Below are 22,229 nucleotides of genomic sequence, written 5' to 3'. Positions count from 1 at the left end.
TTGACCACGTCGCGCACGACCCGCACCACCGCGCCGTCCGGACGCCCCGGTCCGCTGGACCGGCTGCGCTCAAGGCTCCCGTGGCGCGGCTCCGCCCTGCCCGCCTGGGGAGCGCCGGCCCTGGGCGCCCTGCTGGGACTGACCGGTGGAGCGGCGTACGGCCTGTTCACCGCGCCCGAGTACACCGCGACCAGCTACGTGGTCGTGGTGCCCGGCGCGGGATCGGACTCGGCGACGGCGCTCGGCTTCGCCCAGGCGTACGGCCGCATCGCCACCGACGGCGCCGTCCTGGCCAGGGCACGGGCGGCGGCGGGGATGCCGGCGGACGAGCTGAAGGCCGCCGTACGCTCCGCCACCTCCCCGGACGCCCCCATGGTGGAGATCACCGGGACCGCGTCCCGGCCCGACCGCGCCGCGGCCGTGGCCAACGCGGTCGCCAACGCCCTGACCCGGAGCGGCAACCTGGCCACCGGCAACACCGGGGTCCAGCTGTCGGTGTTCTCGCCGGCCGTCGAACCCGCCGGCCCCACCTCGCCCTCCGTCCCGCTCTCCGCCGCCGTGGGCCTGTGCGCGGGCGGACTCGCCGGCTCCCTGGTCCGCCTCGCCGCGCCCCGGGGCCGCCGCGAGCCGGAGGCCCCGCACACCCCCGGCGTTCCGGCCCCCGCCAACGGCGGCGACCGCGACCGGGACACCGGCTCCGCGGCTCCCGCCCCGCCGTCCGGCCGCGCCGCGGTCGCGGCCCCCGCCAAGCCCGCCCCGGAGCCGGCCCCCGGGTCCGCCGCTCCGGCCAAGCCCGCCGCCTCCGCCAAGTCCGCCGCTCCGGCCAAGCCCGCCGCCTCCGCTCCGGCGGCCGTGGGCGCGCCCACGGCGCCCGCCGCGGGGAAGCCGCAGGGAGAACGCCGCCGGCGCTACCGGCGGTCGGCCCGATGACCGGTCGGGCGACCTCGCGGGCGCCCGGACCGGCGCCCCGGCCGCCGGAGACGGCGGCTCTCCCGGAGAGCCGCCGGAGACCGCCCGCCGCCCTGCGCGTGACCCTCTGCCGCGATCCGGCGCGTTTCGCGGGCCTGGCGCCGGCGTGGGACGCCCTCCACGGCCGCTGCGGTGCCGCCACTCCCTTCCAGAAGCACGCCTGGCTGTACTCGTGGTGGCTGTCCTACGGCGTTCCGGGACGGCTGAGGCTGGTGCTGGTGCACCGGGACGGGGAGCTGGTCGGCGCCGCGCCGCTGATGCTGGCGTTCCGGCCCCTGCCCGTCCTGGTCCCGCTCGGCGGAGCCGTCACCGACTACTGCGACGTACTGCTGGACGACGCCTGCGCCGAGGAGGCGGCCGCCGCGCTCGCCCGGGGCCTGCTCCGGGCGGCCCGCACCGCCGTGCTCGACCTGCGGGAGGTGCGGCCCGGAGGCCGCGCGGAACTGCTGTACGACCACTGGCCCGGCCCCCGGCGCAGGCTGGCGGACTCGGTGTGCCTGGAACTCCCCGGACTCCCGGTGGACGACCTCGTCGCACGGATGCCAGCCAACGCCGCCCGCCGGATGCGGCGCGCGCTCCGCAGGCTCGACCGGGTGGGCGTCGAACAGCGCACGGTGCCCGAGGAGGAGGTGCCCGCGGCGGTCGCCACGCTGCTCAGGCTGCACGTGGCGCAGTGGCGGGGCCGCGGGATCACGCCCGAGCACCTCAGGCCCCGGTTCGCCGAGCACCTCATCCGGGCGCTCACCGCGATGGCGCGCGACGGTGCCGCCCGGCTCACCGAGTACCGCGTCGACGGCCGGGTGATGGCCGCCAACGCGCTGCTGCTCTCCCCGGACCTGGTGGGCGGCTACCTCTACGGCGCCCACCCCGAACTGCGCGCGAAGGCCGACATCGCGGCCCTGCTGCTGCGGAACGACGCCTCGTGCGCGGCGGAGACCGGCCGGAGCGTGCTGAGCCTGCTGCGCGGCACCGAGCCGTACAAGTTCGGCTGGCGGCCCGAGACCGTCACCAACCTGCGGCTGCTGCTGGCCCACCCGGCCCTGGAGCCCGCCCTGCTGCTGCACGCGGCCCAGCAGGACGCGCGCGCCCGCCTGGCCGGGGCGCTCCGGGACCGGGATCCGAGCCCGAACGCCTGGTGGCGCCGGCTGAACCGGCGGTACGCGCGTCTGGCCGGGGCGCGGTGAGGGCGCACCGCCCCCCGGCACACGGGCCGGGGGGCCTAGGGCCTCCGCCCCCACGAGAAGCCGACGCACAGGCGACGGTCGCCGAACAGGCCCCCGAACCAGTCGCCCAGGTCCACGCAGAACCCCGGCCGTCCCGGCCGCTTCCCGCCGGGGGTGAGCATCTCCCGGAAGACCGCGGAGGACTTCGGGTTCTCCGCGCACCGCCACACGCCGTGCGGGCAGTAGTCGCTGATGGTGTGGTACAGCGGCTTCTGCCGGTGGATCCACTTCAGCATGCGGCGCATGTAATCGGGGTTGTCGCCCCTGCGGAACAGTCCCCACTCGGGATAGGAGATGGGTTTTCCGTGTTTCCTGGCGAAATCCACCTGGTGCCGCAGGCCGTAGGGCTGGTTCAGCTGGTCGTCGAACGTCTCGCCCGGCGGCTGGTCGTAGGAGTCCATTCCGATGATGTCCACCACGTCGTCGCCCGGGTAGCACTCCGTCCAGCCGATGGCGTCCATTCCGCGGCTGGGCGCGAAATCGAAACGGAATTCCTGCCCGGGCACCGACCGCATGGTGGAGACGATGCGCCTCCAGTACGCCTTCCAGCCCTGCGGGTCCGGCGCGCAGCGGTGGGTGTAGGTGGTGCCGTTCATCTCCCAGCCCAGCACGATCACCGTGTCGGGCACGCCCAGTTCGACCAGATGCCCGGCCAGGGTGCGGAAGTGCCGGTCGAACTGGCCGTCGAGGCCCTGGCGGATCAGCTCGCGCACCTCGTGGTCGGGGACCCCCTCCTCGTTGCGGGCCTGCATCGGCACGTTGAGGACCAGCATCCGGTCGCGCTCGGCGCGCCGCCACTCGGCCCAGGGGCGGAGGAACGCCTCGTCGCCCGCGATGCGCTCCCAGGTGTCGCCCGGCATGTAGGTGTGCCCCACCCGCACGCGCGCGCCGCCGAGCCAGTCGCTCAGCTCCGCCAGCCGCCGCACCCCGTCGGAGCCCGACCCCAGGAAGGCGCCCAGGGCGGTCCCGGAGGACGCCCTCGGCGGAGGGGACTTCGCGTCCTCGTCCAGCCAGGTGCCGGTCGCGACGGCGCCGCCGACGACGAGCGCCCCGGCGACGACGGCTCCGACGCAGGCGGTCGTCACCCGGCGGCGCCGCCGGGACGCCGTCGGCCTGCGGTGCCGGCCGGACCCGTCCGGCCTGCTGTCTCGATGGGGCATCCGTGCCTCCTTGATGCGTGGCCGGAACGGTCTGCCCATGGTTTCCCCGTCCCTGCGCCCGTTCCTTGCCGACACTAATCGGAGGATCTGTCGAATGAGCTGCCCGACTGCTTTCTGATAACCCGTTCGCGATTTTCCTCGCCCCATCGGACGAGCCGGGCGGGGAAAAACGCGTGCGCCGTCGACGCTAAGAAAACGACAACCGGCGAGACCGCGGACGAGGTCTCCCGAAACACCGTCAGGAAAACCGAGGGACCCCAGTGATGTCGCCACCTCTGGACACCGATGTACCCGCACTGCTGCTCAGGATCGACCGGAATCCCTTCCACCACGGCACACTGGGGGCGATCCGCTCCCTGGGCCGCGCCGGTGTCGAAGTCCACGCCGTCGTCGACTCGCCGCACTGCCCCATCGGCCGCTCCCGCTATCTGAGCCAGGGTCACCACCTGCCGGCGGACGGCGTCTACCAGGCGCACCCCACGGGCAGGCCGGTCCTCACCGACGGACTGTCGGACGGACAACTGGAACAGACGCTCCGTCAGATCTCCGACCGCATCGGGCGGACCGCCGTGCTGATCCCCATGGACGACATGGGCGCCATCGCCGCGGCCCGCCTCGCGGACCGGCTCTCCGGCCGCTTCCTGCTGCCCGCCCAACCCCCCGGGCTGCCGGAGCGGGTGGCCGACAAGGCGGAACTCGCCGAACTCTGCCGGCGCCTGGACGTTCCGCACCCGACCACCGTGGTGCCGCGCAGCGCGGCCGAGGCGGCCGCAGCCGCCGAGGAGTTGGGACTCCCCCTGATCGCCAAGTGGAGCCGCCCCTGGCTGCTTCCCCACGACAGCGGACTGCGCAGCACCACCGTGGTCGGCACGGCCGAGGAGGCACGCGCCCTGTACGCGCGCGTCCGCGAGGCGGGAAGTCCGCTGCTGCTCCAGCGCCGGGTGCCCGGCGGCCGGGGCACCGACTGGTTCTTCCACGGCTGCTTCGGCGAGGGAGCGGCCTGCCTGATCGGCGGCGCGGGACGCAAGGACCACTCCTGGCCGGTGAACGCCGGACTGACGGCCGTCGGCCGGTGGCTGCCGAACCCCGAGGTGGAGGAGGCGGCCCGGCGGCTGGCCGAGCACCTGGACTACCGGGGCATCCTCGACCTGGACTTCCGGTTCGACACCGCCACCGGCACCTACCAGCTGCTCGACTTCAACCCGCGCCCCGGCGCGCAGTTCAGGCTGTTCACGGACCGGGAGGGGCTGGACGTCGTCCGGGCCCTGCACCTGGACCTCACCGGACGGGCCGTCAACCCGTCCCCGCCGGTGCCGGGCCGGGTCTTCGTGGCGGAGAACTACGCCCTGCTCTCCTCCCTGTTCTCCCTGTCCTCCACGGCGCGGCCGTTCGGCGCGCGGCGAGGCCGGGAGGCCCCGGCCCGGGGCGGCCGGCGGGAGACGGAGACCGCCTGGTTCGCCGCCGACGACCCGGCCCCCTTCCTCGCCATGACCACCACCTGGCTGGGACAGGGCGGACGGAAGGCCCTCCGGCGCACGCGGCAGCGCGTCCTGCACCCGCCCCGGCAGCGGCGCTCCGAGCCGGCGCCGGAGGAGACGGCGCGGACCGGGCACTCCGGCGCCCGCCGTCCCGCCGGCGACAACGGCACCACATCCCCACGACGATAAAGAGAGCGGAGACCAACCATGTACGACCTGGTAGTGGTGGGCGCGGGACCCTACGGACTGTCCATCGCGGCCCACGCGGCGGCGGCCGGGCTCAGCCTCCGCACGTTCGGCCGCCCGATGGCCTCCTGGCGGGACCACATGCCCGAGGGCATGTTCCTCAAGTCCGAGCCGTGGGCCTCCAACCTGTCCGACCCGGCCGGCGAGCACACCCTGGCCGCCTACTGCGCCTCACGCGGACTGAGAGCCGAGCACGGCAGACCGCTGCCCATCGGCACCTTCACCGACTACGGCCTGTGGTTCGGGGAGCGCGCCGTGCCGGAGGTCGAGGAGGAGACGGTCGCCTCCGTACGCCCCCAGGCCGACGGCTTCCTGGTGGCGACCGAGGGAGGCGAGACGATCACGGCGCGGACCGTCGCCCTGGCCGTCGGCGTGATGCCCTTCGTCCACCGCCCGGAGGCACTGCGGGCACTGCCCCGCGAACTGGCCTCGCACAGCAGCCACCACCGGGACCTGTCCGGGTTCCGGGACCGGGACGTGACGGTGATCGGCGCCGGGCAGGCGGCCCTGGAGACCGCCGCGCTGCTGGCCGAGTGCGGCGCCCGTCCCCGGGTGGTGGCCCGCGCCGACCGCGTCAACTGGAACACCGCGCCGAAGCCCCTGGAGCGGTCGGCGCTGCGCTCCCTGCTCGACCCGCACTGCGGGCTGGGCACCGGCTGGTCCAGCTGGGTGTGGGCCGAGACCCCCTGGGCGGTCCGCCGGCTGCCCGGCGCCCTGCGGGCCAGGATCGCGGACACCGCGCTGGGCCCGGCCGGCGCCTGGTGGCTGCGCGAGCGCGTCGAGAGCAGGGTCCCCGTGCTGCTGGGGCACCGGCTGCGGGCGGCCATGCCGACGGGAGGGGGAGTGCGGCTGACCCTGGTCACCGCCGCCGGGGCGAGCACCGTGCTGGAGACCGACCACGTGGTGGCGGCCACCGGCTTCGTCCCGGACATCGGCCGGCTGGACCTGCTGGACCCGTTCCTGCGCGGCCGTCTGCGGCTGGCGGGGACCAGCCGGGCGCCGGAGGTGGACGGCCGCTTCGAGTCCTCCGTGCCGGGGCTGTTCTTCGCGGGGCTGCTCACGGCCCCGTCCTTCGGCCCCTCCATGCGGTTCGTCTACGGGGCGGCCTTCACGGCGGAGCGGCTGGTGCGCGGCGTCCGGCGGCGGCTGGGCGACCGCCGCGTCGCCGCGGTGCCCGGTTCGCGGCCCGTCGTCCGCTCCCGGGCCACCGCCTCCCTGGGCTGATCCCGCCCGGTCCGTGCGGCCCCGTTCCCGGCGGCCCGGCCCCGCCCGCGCCGGCCGGCCGCCGCGGGCGGGGCCGTCCGCGGCGGCCGTGCGGGACCGCCCGGACGCGGAGGCCGCGGGGGAGCGCGGCTCTGCGGGAGCGGCCGTTCGTCCCGTCGTACGTCTTGACGTCGACTGCCGCGCCCCCCACGATGCATGGGAGCGCTCCCACCCCCACGGGGGAGTGTCGCTCGGCCATGCCGTCGCATCGTCCCCATCCGTTCCACCCCCCGCCGGAAGGACCGAACTGTGACACCTCATCCGTCCCATCAGCCCCAAGCGCCGGGCCGCCCGCGCCGCGGCAGACGCCGCGCGCTGGGCGCACTGGCCGCCGCCGGACTGCTGGCCGGTGTCCTCACCGCACCCACCGCCTCGGCCGCGGCGGCCGACGGCCCGGAGCTCATAACCAACGGCGACTTCTCGGCAGGCACCACCGGCTGGTGGTGGACGGAGAACAGCCCCGGCGAGGTCGTGGACGGACGCCTGTGCGCCGATGTGCCCGCGGGGACGGAGAACCCGTGGGACGCCATCGTCGGGCAGAACGACATCCCGCTCACCGCGGGCGAGGGCTACGAGCTGAGCTTCACCGCCAGCGCCACGGCGCCCGTCACCATCCGCACCAACGTGCAGATGGCCACCGAGCCCTGGACCACCGAGCACGCCTCGGCCGACCGGATCGGGGAGACGGCCCAGACCGTCACCCACGTCTTCACCGCCCAGGCCGACCACGAGGCCGCCCAGCTCGCCTTCCAGATCGGCGGCAGCGAAGAGGCGTACACCCTCTGCCTGGACGACGTCTCGCTCACCGGCGGCGCCGAACCGCCCGCGTACGAGCCCGACACCGGATCGCCCGTCCGGGTGAACCAGGTCGGCTACCTCACCAAGGGCCCCAAGAGCGGCACCTTCGTCACGGACAAGACCACCGCCCTGACCTGGACCCTCAAGGACGCCGGCGGCACCACGCGGAAGACCGGCACCACCACCCCCAAGGGCGTCGACCCGACCTCCCGGCAGAACGTCCACACCTTCGACTTCAGCGACTTCGCCGAGGCCGGCAAGGGCTACACCGTCACCGTCGACGGGCAGACCAGCGAGCCCTTCGACATCGGCGACGACCTGTACGCGTCGCTGCGCTCGGACGCGCTCGCGTACTTCTACCACAACCGCAGCGGCATCGAGATCGACGCCGACCTCGTCGGGGAGAAGTACGCGCGCCCGGCCGGCCACGTGGGCGTGGCGCCCAACCAGGGCGACACGAAGGTCCCGTGCCAGCCGGGGGTGTGCGACTACACCCTGGACGTCTCCGGCGGCTGGTACGACGCCGGCGACCACGGCAAGTACGTCGTCAACGGCGGCATCTCCGTCGCCCAGGTGATGTCCACCTACGAGCGCACCCGCACCGCCGAGAACGCCGACGGCACGGCGCTCGGCGACGGCAGGCTGCGGGTGCCCGAGCGCGGCAACGGCGTCCCGGACGTCCTGGACGAGGCCCGCTGGCAGATGGACTTCATGATGCGGATGATGGTGCCCGAGGGCGAGGAGTTCGCCGGCATGGCGCACCACAAGATCCACGACAAGGCGTGGACGGGCCTGCCCATGCCGCCGCACCAGGACCCGCAGCCGCGCGAGCTGCACCCGCCGTCCACCGCCGCCACCCTCAACGTGGCCGCCTCCGCCGCGCAGTGCGCCCGCCTCTTCAAGGAGTACGACGCGGACTTCTCCGCCCGGTGCCTGAAGGCCGCCGAGACCGCCTGGGCCGCCGCCAAGAAGTACCCGAACAAGCTCGCCGACCCCAACGACGGCACCGGCGGCGGCGCCTACAGCGACAACGACGTGCGGGACGAGTTCTACTGGGCCGCCGCCGAGCTGTTCGTCACCACCGGCAAGGACGCCTACCGCCAGGAGGTCCTGAACTCCCCGCTGCACGGCGACGCCGGGGCCGTCTTCCCGCGCGGCGGCCTCTCCTGGGGGTCCACCGCCGGCCTGGGCGCCCTGAGCCTGGCCACCGTGCCCAACAAGCTGACCGACGCCCAGATCAAGAGCGTGCGCGAAATGGTCACCGAGGCCGCCGACGGCTACGCCGCCGACTCCCGGGGCGCCGCCTACGGCGTGCCCTACGCCCCGGACGACAACCACTACGTGTGGGGCTCCAACAGCCAGGTCCTCAACAACATGGTGGTCCTCGCCACCGCGCACGACCTGACCGGCAAGGCCGACTACCGCGACGCGGTGCTGCGCGGCCTGGACTACCTGCTGGGCCGCAACCCGCTCAACCAGTCCTACGTCACCGGCTACGGCGAGCGGGACTCCCGCAACCAGCACCACCGGTTCTGGGCCAACCAGCTCGACCCCGAGCTGCCCAACCCCGCGCCGGGCTCCGTCGCGGGCGGCCCGAACGTCGAGATCCAGGACCCGATCGCCCAGGACAAGCTCCAGGGCTGCGCCCCGGCGATGTGCTACATCGACCACATCGAGTCCTGGGCCACCAACGAGATCACCATCAACTGGAACGCCCCGCTGGCCTGGATCGCCTCCTACGCGGACGACCTCGGAGCCGGCGGCGGCGACGGCGGCCAGGACCCGGGCGAAGACCCCGGCGACACCCCGTCCTGCGAGGTCACCTACACCTCGCACCGGTGGAACAACGGCTTCACCAGCAACGTGACCGTGAAGAACACCGGCACCACCACGCTCAACGGCTGGGAGCTGACCTGGGCCTTCGCCGACGACCAGAAGATCACCCAGGCGTGGAACGCCCAGATCACCCAGACGGGGCGGAACGTCGTCGCCAAGCCCGCCCAGTGGAACGGCACCATCCCCACGGGCAGCACGGTGGGCTTCGGCTTCAACGGGACCGCCGGCGGCCAGGCGGCGAACCCGAAGGCCGTCTCCCTGAACGGGAAGCCGTGCACGGTCAAGTGACCTGACACGCGGCGCACCGGCACCACCGGCGCCGTCCCACAGGAGGGCCGGGTACCCCGCACGGGGGCCCGGCCCTCCGCCGCGTCACCGGGCCGGAGCCCGCGGACCGGCCGCGCCCGGCTCACCCCCGGGAGGCGGGCCGGGTGCCGACGACGACGGTGGCGTCCCACTCGCCGGAGGCCGCCACCCGCGGCACCAGTCCGGCACGGGCGACCGCCTCCGCCGTCAGCGGCGCCTGGCGCCCGCTCGTCTCCACCAGCAGCGAGCCGCCCGGCGCCAGCCACGCCGGAGCCCCGGCGATCACCCGCCGCTGCACCTCCAGGCCGTCCGCGCCGCCGTCGAGCGCCACCCGCGGCTCGTGCACGCGGGCCTCCGCGGGCAGCAGCCCGATCTCCCCGGTGGGGACGTAGGGCGCGTTGGCCAGCAGGACGCCGACGCGACCGCGCAGCACGGCGGGCAGCGGCCCGTACAGGTCGCCCCGGTACACCCGTCCGCCGACGGCGGCGACGTTGCGGCGGGCGCAGCGCACCGCGGCCGGATCGACGTCGGCGGCGTGCAGATCGACGGGCATCCCGTCCCGCCCCAGCGCGGTGGCCAGCGCGGCGCCCACCGCGCCCGAGCCGCAGCACAGGTCGACGACGGTCAGCGGCCGGTCCGGGGCCACCCGCCGGGCGGGGCCGGACCGGCTGACGGCCTGGCTGACGGCCTGGCGGACGAGGAACTCGGTACGCCGGCGGGGCACGAACACCCCGGGGTCCACGGCGATCCGCAGCCCGCAGAACTCCGCCCAGCCCAGGACGTGCTCCAGGGGCAGTCCGGCGGCCCGCCGGTCCACCATGGCGGCGAGTTCGCCCGGGGTCCGGGCGGCGGAGAGCAGCAGGCGCGCCTCGTCCTCGGCGAAGACGCAGCCGGAGGCCCGGAGCCTGTCGGCGACGGCGGCCGGGGACGGGAGGGAGGAAGAGGAGGCAGAGGCAGAGGCGGGAAGGGGGGCGGAATGCGACATCGAGAGCCTTTCGGGACGCGAAGGGCGCTCTCCGGGCCGCCTACACCGAGGGGGCCGCGAGGACGTGAGACGGGAGCGCCCGGTTCGACCTGGCGTTGATGGGTCTCACCTCCCTGCGGACGTCTGCTGTGGGACGGAAACCCTACCAGAGGGGGAACGGGCCGGTCGCGGTACGTGACGGGCGCCCCGGTGGCGCGCGCCTTCGGCCCCGGAGGACGATCGGGCGGGGGTGAGGCGGATGACGCGGACGCGGAACGCCGGCGGCGGGGACTTATGGGGAGCGGGCGCCTTCCGCGTGTCGGTGGCGGCGCTCTGCGTGGAGAGCGTGTTCCTCGTGGAGGCGTACGCCCTCTGGAACCTCACCCAGGAGTCGCCCGCCCCTCATGACGGGCCGGGCTCGTCCCTGCTGTTGCTGCCCTTCCTGGCGCTCTGCACCCTCCCCGCCCTCCTCGTCCTGACGGCGCTGGTCGTGCTGCCCGCGGCCGCCCTGGCGCGCCGGCTCGGCCCGGCGTGGTGGTGGACGCCGGCCGTCGCGGCGGCACCGGCGTCGGCGGCCGTCCTCGCCGCGGTCCTCGCCGCGGAACCGGGCGTCGCGGGCGCCGCCGTGCTGTGGACGGCGGTGTGGGCGGGGACGGCGGTTCCGGCGCACCTCGTCCGCACCGCCGCGCTGCCCGCCGGGGCCGGACGCCCCCGGTGGCCGGCGGCGCGGACGTACGGCTACGGAACCCTGGCCGTGCTGCTCCTCATCGGCACGGGCGGCGCCGCCCGGGGAACCGGTCTGCTCGACGTGTACGAGCCGCCCCTCCTGCCGCGCGAACGGGTCGCCGGCACCTGGACCGACGGCCGGGGAGGCGTCCTCCGCCTCGCCCCGGACGGCACCGCCACCGCCGACGGCCTCCTGGACGAGGACCTCGACCACGACTTCGGCGAGGTGCGGTGCGACGCGTCCGGCACCTGGTCCTACGAGCAGGGGGGCCGGTGGGACCAGGAGGTCGCCGTCGACTTCGACGACTGCCTGGTCCGCGAGTGGTCCGTCGGCGGCACCGACGCCCGGCCGAAGCTCAACCACGAGCACGGCGACCCGGATTCGCCGGACTGGTACGTGCTGACACGGCGCTGACGCCGGAACGGCCCGCTCGGCCGGGAGCAGTACCCGCTGTGCTTCGTGCGGCGGGTTTGGGGGTGAGGCCGGGCCGCCGGGTCAGGCCGGGCGGGCGACGCGGGCCACCAGGTCCTGCCAGCCCGCCTCCAGGCGGTCCAGCGTCATGCCGCGCTGCTGGGTGAGGTGGTGGAGGAGCGCGACGTCCAGGTAGCCCACGAGGGACTCGGCGAGCAGTTCGGTGTCGCCGCCGGCGCGGGCCTCCCGCAGCAGCGCGGTGACGTGGGCGACGCGGACGTGGCGGGGCGCGAAGTCCAGCCGGCGGCACGCCTCGGGCTCGGCGGACAGCAGCAGTTCCCGGTGGGCGTCCAGGTGCCTGAGCGTGGCGACGCCGAACGCCTCCAGGCGTCGCACGGGAGGCGCCCCGGGGCCCAGCGGCGGGGGGCCGCTGATGAAGGCCTCCTGGTAGAGGCGTTCGGAGCGGTCCAGAAGGGCCATGATCAGGCCGGTGCGGTCGCCGAAGCGGCGGAAGACGGTGCCCTTGCCGACCGACGCGGCGGTGGCGACGGCCTCCATGGTCAGGCAGTCGGCGCCGCGCTCGGCCACCAGACGGGCGGCGGCCTCCAGCAGGCGCGCCCGGTTGCGGGCCGCGTCCGCGCGCATGGGCGGCGCCTGGCCCGCCAGGGGCAGCGGCGGAGGGCCGGACCGTTCGTCGTCGAGCGGCGCGATGGAGTTCACAAAGCCACAGCGTACCGGCAGGGAAGAAAATGGACCACGGTCCGGTTCTCGTGTTAGAAAGTCATCCGGACCACGGTCCGCATACCTTCCCCCTCCCGGTCATCACGTTTGGAGACCCCACCATGGCCGTCCGCATCCTCGGTCTCGTCGGCAGCCTCCGCGCCGGCTCGCACAACCGCCAGCTCGCCGAGACCGCCGCCAAGCACGCCCCCGAGGGCATCGAGTTCGCCCTCTACGAAGGGCTGGCCGACCTCCCCTTCTACAACGAGGACATCGACGTCGAGGGCTCGGTGCCCCAGGCAGCCGCCGAGCTGCGCGAGACCGTCGGCGCCGCCGACGCCCTGCTGCTGTTCTCGCCCGAGTACAACGGGACCATGCCGGCCGTCCTGAAGAACGCGATCGACTGGATCTCCCGCCCCTACGGCGCCGGCGCCGTGTCGGGCAAGCCGGTGGCCGTCGTCGGCACCGCCTTCGGCCAGTACGGCGGCGTCTGGGCGCAGGACGAGGCCCGCAAGGCCGCGGGCATCGCCGGAGGCGCGGTCCTGGAGGACGTCAAGCTCTCCATCCCCGACTCGGTCGGCCGCTTCGCCGAGACCCACCCGGCCGACGACGCCGAGGTCGTCGAGCAGCTCACCGAGGTCCTGCGGAAGCTCGCGGCCGCCGCGGCCTGACGACCCCTCCCCGCGCTCCTTCGCCGGGAGGCGCGGGGCATCCCGCGAAGGGGGCGCCCTCCGAAGCCGGAGGGCGCCCCCTTCGCGCCGTCCCGCCGCGCGGAGCCGGCCGGGCGGCCCGTCAGACGACCCGGTAGTTGCGCATCATCTCGTGCTCCTCGTGCTCCAGGATGTGGCAGTGCCAGACGTAGAGGCCGCACTTGTCGAAGTGCGCCTTGATCCGGGTGACCTGGCCCGGCGGCGCCAGCACGGTGTCCTTCGGTCCCGTCTCGCCGGGGTCCGGCGGCTGCGTCCGCCCGACCGAGATGTCGGACAGCGCGCCGGTCCGCGGGTCCCGGGTGGCGGTGAACGGCGCCCGGCCCAGCACCTGGAAGTGCGCCAGGTGCAGGTGGACCGGGTGGGTCTCGTACGTGGCGTTGAACACCTCCCACACCTCGGAGGTGTTCAGGCGCGGGTCCTCGGTGACCGGGTCGTTCCATCCCAGCGCGCCGCGCTCCACCGTGCCCAGGCGCGGCTTCGGCCTGCCGAACCCGTCCCTGCCGTCCAGCAGCAGCAGCCGGCGGGTCCGCGCGGGAGAGCCCGCCACCCGGTAGGGGGCCTCGCGGAACGCCCCGGGGAGCAGGGGCTCGGCCACCTTCCTGTCGTACGGCCGGGTGACCCGGAACTGTAGGACCTTGTCGGTGGGCGGAGCGGCGGGGGCCCCCTTGGGGAAGGGCGTCGGGGCGTCGTTGCCGAGCTCGAGGACCGCCCCCCGCAGGTCCCGGAAGTCGACGACCAGGTCCGCCCGTTCACCGGGGGAGAGCACCAGCGGCCCGTCGAGCCGGTGCGGCTTGTGGAGGAAGCCGCCGTCGGCGCCGATCCAGGTGGCGGGGAACGGCCACCCGCCCCCCACCGACAGCCGGTAGAAGCGCGAGTTCGACGCGTTGAGCAGCCTCAGCCGGTACTGGCGCGGCTCCACCTCCACATAGGGCCAGGCCCTGCCGTTGACCGTGATCACCCGGCCGAAGAACTCGTGCTGGACCGACGGTCCGCCCTGCCACAGGGGCGAGGAGGCGGGGACGTCGGGGTAGGCCAGCCGCCCGTCCGGATGGAACATCCGGTCCTGGATCATCAGTTCCAGCTCGTAGGGGCCGCGGGGCAGCCGGTTCTGCTCGATCAGCGCGAGCTCCCGGTCGTCGCGCAGGAGGTAGAACCCGGCCAGACCGGCGTAGACGTTGAGCCGGGTGAGGCCCATGGTGTGGTCGTGGTACCAGAGGGTGGCGGCCTCCTGGTCGTTGCCGTAGTGGAACCGCGTCCTGGCGAAGCGCGGTCCGGTGACGCCCGCGGGCGTGTACCAGGCGTCCGGGTGGCCGTCGTCCTCCGGGCAGGTGTGCCCGCCGTGGAGGTGCACCACGGTCGGCACGCCGTGGTCGGCGATGGTGCGGTCGGTGTGGGAGTAGGCCCAGTGGATCGTGGTGTCCACCGGGAGCATGTGCTCGAACGGCAGGGCGTTGACCCAGCGGATCCGCACGGGCCTGTGCTTGCGCGCCACGAGGGTGGGACCGGGCCAGGTCACGGGCGCGCCTCCGGCGCCTCCCCGGCGCCGGGCGGTCCCGGCCTGCCCGAAACCCCACACCGGCGTCCTCAGCCCCGGGCCGCCGCCGAGGACGTCCTGCAGGGCCGGGCCCATGACGAGGGTCCGGTCGCCGCCGTTCAGCAGGTTGACACGGGTGGGCCGGGGGAGCTCGTTCACGAACCGGGGAATGGCGCCGGGATCGGCGATCGGAGTCCGGTACAGCCGGTCGTCGGCGTGCGGGAGCCGGGTGCCCGGTGTGGCCCGGGCGGGCGCCGTGCCGAGCTCGGGAAGGAGCAGGACTCCCCCCGCCAGTGAGGTGGCCCGGAGGAACCGTCTTCTGTCCACAGCCTGTCGTCCCCTCGTGGTCGTGGATCACTGCGACCCCGCGATGATCCACGCAGAAAGGGGGTGAATGCGCCGACAGACCATCAGAAAGGGCTGAACGGGGGACAAAGAGTGATAATGCTTTCCGGTGTGCCGGGCCCGCGTCCCGCGGTCCCGCGGAGGGGCGTCCCGGTCCGCCGGGGTGCCGCCTGCCGGAGGGACGTCTCCGCGGCAGGCGGCACCCCGCGCGGTGTCACAGGCCGCCCAGCGCGATGACCAGATCGAGGTCCTTGGTCAGCAGCCGGCCCGCCCGCCTGTGCTCCGGACGGTCGGGGACGGTCACTTTCACCCCGGGCCGGTCGCCGCGCAGCACGGTCACCTCCGACCCCCGGTAGCGGTCGCCCTTCTCCCCGACGACCTCCTCCAGCTCCTTCGCGGCCCGTTCGGCGGTCCTCTCGTCCTCCGTCGGCGCGCAGATCACCCCGGAGGTCTTCCCCGGGTCCCCGGCGGCCTGTCCGATCCCGATGAGCGGAACGGTCTCGTCGTCGCCGCGGCGGGTGATGTCCACCCGGTAGACCTTCCCGAGGCAGTCGGCCAGCCACTGGTGACCGGGGTCGTCCGCGAGGGAGCCGCCGGGTTCGGCGCCGACCTGCTCCAGCCGGTCCGGGCGCGCTCCGTACGCGATGCCCCGGTCCGACACCTCCCACACCAGATGGGGCGCCGGCCCCTTCTCGTCCGGCTCGGCCAGCACGGTGCGTCCGTCCTGTTCGCTCTCCCGGTACCCGTCGGCCTTCAGGGTCGTCGTGACGCGCTCCGCGTCGAACGAGCCCAGGAGCAGTCCGGTCATGTCCCCCAGGGCCAGGGAGAGTTCCACGTCCTCCGTACCGATTCCCATGTCCTCCGGCTCCCGGAACTGCGGGTGCAGCGCGGGGCTTCCCAGCGGGTCGGTGAAGCCGAACCACTCCGGGTGGGCCTCGGACAGCTTCCGGAACTCGGCGCTGTTCATGAAGGCGACGGTCTCGCCCGCCCCGTCCCGGGGCGCCGCGTGCGCCAGCGCGGTCAGCAGTCCCGACGGGTCCTTCCCGGACGCGCCCGGCCCCTTCCCCGCGTCCTCGCCGGGGCCGCATCCCGATGCCAGCAGCGCGGCGCACAGGGCGCCCGCCACGGCGGCCGGTATGCGGCGTCGCGCGGAGCGCGTCCCGCGCGGGAGGAGGGACGGGAGGGCGGTGGTGTCGGGGCGTTCTCTGTTCGGCATGGCGGGACGCTACTGCACACCTCCGCGGGGCGGACCCGCGGTCGCACGACGGGGGCACGGCCGTCACGGTCGTGTGACGGGCGGACGTCCTCCGCGGCGCCTTCCCGGCGCCTTCCCGGAACCGGGCCGGATCCCGCCGCGGCGCCGGTAGGTTGGGCGGTGGAGCGACGGCCCGCGGCGCCGACGGAAGGGAACACCGTGACCAGCCAGAAGGAACGCATGCTCGCCGGTGAGTTCTACATCGCCGACGACCCCGAACTGGCCGCCGACCTCCGGCGGGCGGCGGAACTGAGCGAGCGCTTCAACACCTTCCCGGCGGCGGACCCCGAGGGGCGGCGGGCGGCGCTCTCGGAGCTTCTGGGCGGGCTGGGCGAGGGCGCGGAGGTCCGGCCGCCGCTGTACGTCGACTACGGGTACCGGATCACCATCGGGCCCGGAACGTTCGTCAACTTCGGCGCGGTCATGCTCGACGTCGCCCGGATCACCATCGGAGCCGACGTCCAGATCGGCCCGAACGTCCAGCTCCTCACCCCGACCCACCCGGTCGACCCGGCCAGGCGCCGCGCCAAGTGGGAGGCGGCGCAGCCGATCGTCATCGGCGACAACGTGTGGCTCGGCGGCGGCGTCATCGTCTGCCCCGGCGTGACGATCGGCGAGAACACCGTCGTCGGCGCGGGGGCCGTCGTCACCCGGGACCTGCCCGCGAACGTCGTGGCGGTGGGCAACCCCGCCCGGGTCGTCCGCGAGATCCGTCCCGGGGAAGAGGGAGAGGGGAAGGAGGGAGGGGAGGACGGATGAGGGCCGTCCGTGCGGCTGGTCTTGTCATGACCGCGAGATGCTCGTAGAGTCCGCCGCGCAGTGCATGGGAGCGCTCCCAGGAACCTCCCTGCCCCACCGCTGCCGAAAGGACACCATGAGACTCGCACGACCCTTCCCCCGGATACGCTCCGCCGTCCTGGCCCTGGCCCTGGCCGTGGGCTCCCTGACGGCCCTGACCGCCACGGCGCCGGACGCCCGCGCCGACCAGCAGATCTGCGACCAGTACGGGAGCACCACCGTCCAGGGCCGGTACGTGGCGCAGAACAACCGCTGGGGAACCAGCGCCACCCAGTGCATCAACGTGACGAGCACCGGCTTCCAGCTCACCCGGGCCGACGGGTCCGTCCCCACCAACGGGGCCCCCAAGTCGTACCCGTCGATCTACAACGGCTGCCACTACACCAACTGCTCCCCGGGCACCAACCTGCCGATGCAGATCAGCTCGATCGGCAGCGCGCCCAGCAGCATCTCGTACACCTACGTCAACAACGCGGTGTACAACGCCTCCTACGACATCTGGCTCGACCCCACCCCCAGGAAGGACGGGGTCAACCGGACCGAGATCATGATCTGGCTGAACCGCGTGGGCCCGATCCAGCCCATCGGCTCGCGGGTCGGCACGGCCAGTGTCGGAGGCCGCAGCTGGGAGGTGTGGACCGGCAGCAACGGCTCCAACGACGTCATCTCCTTCGTCGCCCCGTCGGCGATCGGCAGCATGAGCTTCGACGTGATGGACTTCGTCGACGAGACGGTCAGGCGCGGCATGGCCCAGCCCTCGTGGTACCTGACCAGCGTCCAGGCCGGGTTCGAGCCCTGGCAGGGCGGCGCCGGCCTCGCCGTCAACTCCTTCTCCTCCTCCGTCAACGCGGGGAGCGGCAACGACGGAGGCGGTGACGACGAGCCGCCCACGGGAGGGCAGCCCGGCAGCTGCGAGGTGACGTACACCGCCAACACCTGGCCCGGCGGCTTCACTGCCAACACCACCGTCACCAACACCGGTTCCACCGCGATCGACGGCTGGGAGCTGAGCTTCCCGCTGCCCGGCGGGCAGTCGGTCACCAGCGCCTGGAACGCGTCGGTCTCCTCCAGCGGCGGCACGGTGACGGCCCGTCCCACGGAGCACAACCGCACGATCGCGCCCGGCGCGAGCCAGTCCTTCGGCTTCCAGGGCACCTACTCCGGGAGCACGTTCAGCGAGCCGACCCGGTTCACGCTCAACGGGACCGCCTGCACGGTGAAGTGACCCTCCGGCGCCGGACCGGCGGTCCGGCGGAGGAAGACGGCGGAACAGGGGCCCGGACCGGCCGGCAGGGCGGTCCGGGCCCTCTCGCGTCCGGCCCCGGCGGGACCGGACGCTACCCCGGCGGGGCGGCCGCCTCGTCGCGCAGCCGCGGCAGCATGTCCTGGAGGGCGCCCGGGCACAGGGTGCCGCCGAAATCGGCGTGGCCGCGGATCTGTTCGGCCCGGACGCCGTACCGCGCGCACGCGTACGCGCACAGGGCCACCAGGGCCTTCCACTGGGCCTGCGGGGGCGTCGCTCCCGTGTGGTAGGAGCCCTCGGCCGCGATGCCGAGGGTCCGGACGTTCTGGCCGACGGTGTGGGCGCCGAGCACGAAGTCGTCTCCGCCGCGGAGGGCCCGCAGGCTGCCGTGCCGTCCCTCGGTGATCCAGCCGCCCCGGCTGACCAGGAAGTGGTAGCCGGTGTCGATCCACTCGTTGTCGTCCAGGTGGACGTCCTGGACCCACCGGGCGTGGGCGTGCGCCCGGGCCCGGGAGAAGTCGGAGGTGTTCGGGCTCGCCGTGTGGTGGACGACGATCCCGCTCGGCCGGTACGGGAGGACGTCGACGCTCTCCCGGGGCGGCCGGGCGTTCCACTCCCGGGTGCCGTCGATGTCCGGCTCGCCGGCTTCGGGTTCGTCGGTGTCCGGGGCCCCGGCCCGGGCGGCGCCCGGCAGGGCGGCGGCGGCCAGGCCGGCCGCGCCGGCGAGCAGGAGGCGGCGGTGGAGCGATTTCTCGCCGTTCACGATCACTCCTCGGAGAGCGCGCTGGAGACGGGGAGGGCCGGCTGCCGCCGGCCCCCTGCGATCTTGCGCCGCGGGAGCTCCGGGGAGCGCGCGCGGGATCCACGGCGTGTCGCCGGCCGGGACCGGAGCCGGCCGCCCGGGCGCGCCGCCCTACGCCATGGCGATCCGCGCGTAGCGGCCGGCGATCCGCAGGTCGGCCTCCAGCGCCGCGGCCGCGTCGAGCAGCGGAGGCAGCAGCTCCGCCCGGGACCGGTCGGCCGGGGCGCGTCCGCTGTGGGTGGACACGTTGACGGCGGCGACCACCCGTCCGGAGCCGTCGCGCACGGGGGCGGCGATCGACCGCAGCCCCTCCTCCAGCTCGTCGTCCACCTGGGCGTACCCCTGCCGGTCCACCTCCGCCAGGATCCCGGCGAGCCGCTCCCGGGAGGTGACGGTGCGCCGGGTCAGGGGCGCGAGCTCCATGCGGGCGAGCCGCTCGGAGCGCTCCGGCTCGGGCAGCCCGGCCAGCAGGACGCGGCCCATGGAGGTGGCGTGGGCCGGGAAGCGGGTGCCGACGGTGATGTTGACGCTCATGATGCGCACGGTCGGGACGCGCGCCACGTACTGGATCTCGTCGCCGCTGAGCACGCACATCGACGCCGATTCGTGCACGCGCTCCACCAGCGCCTCCAGGTGCGGGTGGGCGATCTGGGGGAGCGTCAGGCAGGACAGCGGGGTGAAGCCCAGCTCCAGGACCCGGGGCGTGAGGCGGAAGAGGCGTCCGGAGCCCGCCGCGTAGCCCAGGTGCTCCAGGGTGATCAGCGAGCGCCGCACGGTGGCGCGGGGCAGGCCGGTGGCCTCGGCGACGGCGGTGAGGGTCAGCCCGTCGCGGCCGCGGCCCAGGGCGGTCAGCACCGTCAGGCCGCGGGCGAGGGACTGGACGAACTCGGGTCCGATCTCCCGCTTGGACTCCCGCAGCCGGGAGGCGGGGGTCTCGCCGACGGGGGGCGCCGCGGGCGGCGGCGCCTTCAGGGCCTCCTCCATGGCGGCCACCGTCCTCCGCAGCGGGGGGAGGACTGCGTCGGCCAGTGAGGCGGCGCTGTGCCGGCTGGTGTGGCTGACCACGCTCACCCCGCACACCTGCCGCCCCGACGGGTCCCGGACGGGGACGGCGACGGCGACGAGGCCGGGCTCGATCATCTGGTCGTCCAGCGTCCAGCCCTGCTCGCGGGCGGCGGCCGTGCGCTCCGCGAACGAGGCGTGGGCGGCCCCGTACCCCTGCGGCAGCACGGGGAAGCCGGCGTCGAGCGGGTCGGCCTCGCGCCGCAGCCGCCACCTCTCCCAGTCCTCCTCCGTCCAGTCGGCGGCGAACAGGGCGCCGCCCGCGACGCGTTCGGCGGGCAGCAGGTCCCCGATGCGGAAGGTGAGCGACATCGCCCGGCGCCGGGGGGCCTGGTGCACGAAGCGCACGCCGTCCAGGTCGGGGACGGCGATGGACACGGACTCGTCGAGTTCGTCGGCCAGCGCGTCGGCGAGCGGGCCGAGTTCGTCCGGCAGCCGGGAGGACGCCAGGTACGCGTTGCCCAGCTCCATCAGGCGGGGGGCGAGGACCGCGTCCCGGCCCTCCAGCCGCAGGTGGCCGATGTGCTCCAGGGTGCTGAGCACCCGGTCCACGGTGGCGCGGGCGAGCCGGGTGGCCCGGGCCAGGTCGCTGACGGGCCGCCGGCCGCCGGCCGCGGCCAGCGCGCGCAGCACCGTCAGACCGCGGATCAGGGGACCGAGGGCCTCCCGGGGCGCGGATCCGGCCCGGGAAACGGCCGTGGGAGAGGTCATGCGGGACTCCAGCGGGGTGGGCGTGCGTCGAAACCGTACCTGTTCGGGGCGTTGACAGCCGTGGTGGCCGGGGGCAGACTCAGCCGTGGAGTATTTATGAACTAAAGTTCACTGGGCGAACACAATGGCGGCCGGGCCGCCGCCCGGAGAGGAAACGGCGAGGATGGACAAGGTGGTCGCGTCGGCCGCGGAGGCCGTGGCCGACGTCCGCGACGGAGCGTCGCTCGCGGTCGGCGGCTTCGGGCTCTGCGGTGTTCCCAACACGCTGATCCAGGCGGTGTACGACTCCGGCGTCGGCGACCTCTCCGTGGTCTCCAACAACTGCGGGGCGATGGAGTCGGGGCTCGCGGTGCTGCTGGCCGCGCACCGCATCCGCAGGGTGACGGGCTCCTACATCGGCGCCAACAAGGAGTTCGCCCGCCAGTACCTGGCCGGGGAGATCGAGGTGGAGATGATCCCGCAGGGCACCCTGGCGGAGCGGCTCCGGGCCGGCGGGGCCGGCATACCGGCCTTCTACACCCCGGCCGGGGTGGGCACCCAGGTCGCCGCCGGCGGGCTCCCCTGGCGGTACGACGGCCGGGGCGGTGTGGCGGTGGCCTCGCCGCCGAAGGAGGTCCGCGAGTTCGACGGCCGCCACTACGTGCTGGAACACGGCATCACCTGCGACTTCGCCCTCGTCCGCGCGGCGAGGGGCGACCGGCACGGCAACCTCGTCTTCGCCAAGTCGGCCCGGAACTTCAACCCCCTGGCGGCCATGGCGGGCCGGATCACCGTGGCCGAGGTGGAGGAACTGGTCGAGCCCGGGGAGCTGGACCCGGACCAGGTGCACCTGCCGGGCGTCTTCGTCCAGCGCGTGGTGGCCCTCACCCCCGAGCAGGCCGCCGACAAGAGGATCGAGAAGAGGACGGTGCGAGCCTGATGTCCTGGACCAGAGAGGAGATGGCCGCCCGCGCCGCCCGCGAGCTGGAGGACGGCCAGTACGTCAACCTCGGCATCGGCCTGCCCACCCTGATCCCCAACCACCTGCCCGAGGGCGTCGAGGTGGTCCTGGAGTCGGAGAACGGCCTCCTCGGCGTGGGGCCCTACCCGGCGGACGACGAGGTCGACCCCGATCTGATCAACGCGGGCAAGGAGACGGTGACCGTCCTGCCCGGCGCCTCGTACTTCGACTCCGCCCTGTCGTTCGCGATGATCCGCGGCGGCCACATCGACGTGGCGGTGCTGGGGGCGATGCAGGTCTCCGCCCGAGGCGACCTGGCCAACTGGGCCGTCCCCGGCAAGATGATCACCGGGATCGGCGGGGCGATGGACCTGGTGCACGGCGCCCGCCGCGTGATCGTGGTGATGACGCACACCGCCAAGGACGGCAGCCCCAAGATCGTCCAGGAGTGCACCCTGCCGCTGACCGGCCAGGGCTGCGTGGACCGGATCGTCACCGACCTCGGCGTCCTGGACGTCACCGCCGACGGTCTGGAACTGGTGGAGTGCGCGCCCGGCGTGACCGCCGAGGAGATCCGGGAGAAGACCGCCGCCGAGATCCGCGTTCCCGAAGGGATTCCCTCATGAGCCTGCGTGATGTGTATGTGGTTGATGCGGTGCGTACCCCGGTCGGCCGGTACGGCGGTGCTCTGTCCCGGGTCCGCCCGGACGATCTGGCGGCGTACACGA

Annotated in this window: 18 protein-coding genes; 11 read left to right on the top strand and 7 right to left on the bottom strand. The window is 74.4% G+C overall.

Features of this window, described 5'->3' with window-relative positions:
• Together ABD358_RS18675 and ABD358_RS18670 are read left to right on the top strand one after the other, a co-directional pair.
• Complete coding sequence (locus tag ABD358_RS18675) at positions 1–930, top strand: YveK family protein (protein WP_344632206.1); 930 nt, start codon at positions 1–3, stop codon at positions 928–930.
• 98 nt (positions 931–1,028) lie between these two features.
• Positions 1,029–2,153: a GNAT family N-acetyltransferase gene (locus ABD358_RS18670; protein ID WP_344632205.1), complete on the top strand. Its 1,125-nt coding sequence runs from the start codon at positions 1,029–1,031 to the stop codon at positions 2,151–2,153.
• A gap of 35 nt (positions 2,154–2,188) precedes the next feature.
• Here the strand turns inward: ABD358_RS18670 and ABD358_RS18665 are convergent, their stop codons facing one another.
• Positions 2,189–3,352, bottom strand: coding sequence for a glycoside hydrolase family 26 protein (locus tag ABD358_RS18665; protein ID WP_344632204.1), 1,164 nt, complete (start codon positions 3,350–3,352; stop codon positions 2,189–2,191).
• A gap of 263 nt (positions 3,353–3,615) precedes the next feature.
• Between ABD358_RS18665 and ABD358_RS18660 the strand changes: the two genes are divergently transcribed.
• The 3 genes from ABD358_RS18660 (at position 3,616) to ABD358_RS18650 (ending at position 9,261) form a co-directional block, all read left to right on the top strand.
• On the top strand, positions 3,616–5,019 hold the full coding sequence (locus ABD358_RS18660) for a carboxylate--amine ligase (RefSeq protein ID WP_344632203.1): 1,404 nt from the start codon (positions 3,616–3,618) through the stop codon (positions 5,017–5,019).
• An 18-nt stretch (positions 5,020–5,037) separates the two neighbouring features.
• Positions 5,038–6,300 carry an NAD(P)-binding domain-containing protein gene (locus ABD358_RS18655; RefSeq protein ID WP_344632202.1) on the top strand — a complete coding sequence of 421 codons (1,263 nt, stop codon included), beginning with the start codon at positions 5,038–5,040 and terminating at the stop codon, positions 6,298–6,300.
• Positions 6,301–6,654: 354 nt separating this feature from the next.
• Entirely contained in the window at positions 6,655–9,261 is a 2,607-nt protein-coding gene (locus ABD358_RS18650; protein ID WP_425576370.1) for a glycoside hydrolase family 9 protein, read from the top strand.
• Between the two features lie 121 nt (positions 9,262–9,382).
• Here the strand turns inward: ABD358_RS18650 and ABD358_RS18645 are convergent, their stop codons facing one another.
• Positions 9,383–10,264, bottom strand: coding sequence for a putative protein N(5)-glutamine methyltransferase (locus tag ABD358_RS18645; RefSeq protein ID WP_344632200.1), 882 nt, complete (start codon positions 10,262–10,264; stop codon positions 9,383–9,385).
• A gap of 238 nt (positions 10,265–10,502) precedes the next feature.
• Between ABD358_RS18645 and ABD358_RS18640 the strand changes: the two genes are divergently transcribed.
• Positions 10,503–11,384, top strand: coding sequence for a hypothetical protein (locus tag ABD358_RS18640; RefSeq protein ID WP_344632199.1), 882 nt, complete (start codon positions 10,503–10,505; stop codon positions 11,382–11,384).
• 81 nt (positions 11,385–11,465) lie between these two features.
• Here ABD358_RS18640 and ABD358_RS18635 read toward each other — a convergent pair whose 3' ends face one another.
• Positions 11,466–12,101: a TetR/AcrR family transcriptional regulator gene (locus ABD358_RS18635; protein ID WP_425576367.1), complete on the bottom strand. Its 636-nt coding sequence runs from the start codon at positions 12,099–12,101 to the stop codon at positions 11,466–11,468.
• A 122-nt stretch (positions 12,102–12,223) separates the two neighbouring features.
• On the opposite strand from ABD358_RS18635, the gene ABD358_RS18630 reads away from it, so the two are divergent.
• Positions 12,224–12,772: an NAD(P)H-dependent oxidoreductase gene (locus ABD358_RS18630; protein WP_344632198.1), complete on the top strand. Its 549-nt coding sequence runs from the start codon at positions 12,224–12,226 to the stop codon at positions 12,770–12,772.
• A gap of 121 nt (positions 12,773–12,893) precedes the next feature.
• On the opposite strand, the gene ABD358_RS18625 is transcribed toward ABD358_RS18630, so the two are convergent.
• A complete protein-coding gene (locus tag ABD358_RS18625; protein WP_344632197.1) occupies positions 12,894–14,672 on the bottom strand; it encodes a multicopper oxidase family protein in 1,779 nt (592 codons plus the stop codon).
• 232 nt (positions 14,673–14,904) lie between these two features.
• Positions 14,905–15,906: a hypothetical protein gene (locus tag ABD358_RS18620; RefSeq protein WP_344632196.1), complete on the bottom strand. Its 1,002-nt coding sequence runs from the start codon at positions 15,904–15,906 to the stop codon at positions 14,905–14,907.
• 219 nt (positions 15,907–16,125) lie between these two features.
• Between ABD358_RS18620 and ABD358_RS18615 the strand changes: the two genes are divergently transcribed.
• Both ABD358_RS18615 and ABD358_RS18610 read left to right on the top strand, forming a co-directional pair.
• Positions 16,126–16,704 carry a sugar O-acetyltransferase gene (locus ABD358_RS18615; protein WP_344632312.1) on the top strand — a complete coding sequence of 193 codons (579 nt, stop codon included), beginning with the start codon at positions 16,126–16,128 and terminating at the stop codon, positions 16,702–16,704.
• Positions 16,705–16,819: 115 nt separating this feature from the next.
• A complete protein-coding gene (locus ABD358_RS18610; protein ID WP_344632195.1) occupies positions 16,820–17,968 on the top strand; it encodes a glycoside hydrolase family 12 protein in 1,149 nt (382 codons plus the stop codon).
• Positions 17,969–18,080: 112 nt separating this feature from the next.
• Here ABD358_RS18610 and ABD358_RS18605 read toward each other — a convergent pair whose 3' ends face one another.
• Together ABD358_RS18605 and ABD358_RS18600 are read right to left on the bottom strand one after the other, a co-directional pair.
• Positions 18,081–18,749, bottom strand: a complete 669-nt coding sequence (locus ABD358_RS18605; RefSeq protein WP_344632194.1) for a peptidoglycan recognition protein family protein — start codon at positions 18,747–18,749, stop codon at positions 18,081–18,083.
• A gap of 150 nt (positions 18,750–18,899) precedes the next feature.
• A complete protein-coding gene (locus tag ABD358_RS18600) occupies positions 18,900–20,561 on the bottom strand; it encodes an IclR family transcriptional regulator domain-containing protein (protein WP_344632193.1) in 1,662 nt (553 codons plus the stop codon).
• Positions 20,562–20,724: 163 nt separating this feature from the next.
• Between ABD358_RS18600 and ABD358_RS18595 the strand changes: the two genes are divergently transcribed.
• Both ABD358_RS18595 and ABD358_RS18590 read left to right on the top strand, forming a co-directional pair.
• A complete protein-coding gene (locus ABD358_RS18595) occupies positions 20,725–21,480 on the top strand; it encodes a CoA transferase subunit A (protein WP_344632192.1) in 756 nt (251 codons plus the stop codon).
• Complete coding sequence (locus ABD358_RS18590; RefSeq protein WP_344632191.1) at positions 21,480–22,127, top strand: CoA transferase subunit B; 648 nt, start codon at positions 21,480–21,482, stop codon at positions 22,125–22,127. Before ABD358_RS18595 ends, ABD358_RS18590 begins: the two co-directional genes overlap by 1 nt.
• Positions 22,128–22,229 lie beyond the last annotated feature (102 nt).

The organism is Streptomyces glaucosporus (assembly GCF_039533345.1).
GTDB classification, from domain to species: Bacteria; Actinomycetota; Actinomycetes; order Streptomycetales; family Streptomycetaceae; genus Streptomyces; species Streptomyces glaucosporus.
The sequence above is the reverse complement of the archived record's forward strand: the minus strand, read 5'-3'. Positions and strand labels throughout refer to the sequence as shown.

What these genes read in the sequence shown, in the direction of transcription:
- ABD358_RS18665 (WP_344632204.1), bottom strand. Translation starts at nt 3,352, where the DNA reads ATGCCCCATCGAGACAGCAGGCCGGACGGGTCCGGCCGGCACCGCAGG.
- ABD358_RS18660 (WP_344632203.1), top strand. Translation starts at nt 3,616, where the DNA reads ATGTCGCCACCTCTGGACACCGATGTACCCGCACTGCTGCTCAGGATC.
- ABD358_RS18655 (WP_344632202.1), top strand. Translation starts at nt 5,038, where the DNA reads ATGTACGACCTGGTAGTGGTGGGCGCGGGACCCTACGGACTGTCCATC.
- ABD358_RS18645 (WP_344632200.1), bottom strand. Translation starts at nt 10,264, where the DNA reads ATGTCGCATTCCGCCCCCCTTCCCGCCTCTGCCTCTGCCTCCTCTTCC.
- ABD358_RS18640 (WP_344632199.1), top strand. Translation starts at nt 10,503, where the DNA reads ATGACGCGGACGCGGAACGCCGGCGGCGGGGACTTATGGGGAGCGGGC.
- ABD358_RS18630 (WP_344632198.1), top strand. Translation starts at nt 12,224, where the DNA reads ATGGCCGTCCGCATCCTCGGTCTCGTCGGCAGCCTCCGCGCCGGCTCG.
- ABD358_RS18620 (WP_344632196.1), bottom strand. Translation starts at nt 15,906, where the DNA reads ATGCCGAACAGAGAACGCCCCGACACCACCGCCCTCCCGTCCCTCCTC.
- ABD358_RS18615 (WP_344632312.1), top strand. Translation starts at nt 16,126, where the DNA reads ATGCTCGCCGGTGAGTTCTACATCGCCGACGACCCCGAACTGGCCGCC.
- ABD358_RS18610 (WP_344632195.1), top strand. Translation starts at nt 16,820, where the DNA reads ATGAGACTCGCACGACCCTTCCCCCGGATACGCTCCGCCGTCCTGGCC.
- ABD358_RS18600 (WP_344632193.1), bottom strand. Translation starts at nt 20,561, where the DNA reads ATGACCTCTCCCACGGCCGTTTCCCGGGCCGGATCCGCGCCCCGGGAG.
- ABD358_RS18595 (WP_344632192.1), top strand. Translation starts at nt 20,725, where the DNA reads ATGGACAAGGTGGTCGCGTCGGCCGCGGAGGCCGTGGCCGACGTCCGC.
- ABD358_RS18590 (WP_344632191.1), top strand. Translation starts at nt 21,480, where the DNA reads ATGTCCTGGACCAGAGAGGAGATGGCCGCCCGCGCCGCCCGCGAGCTG.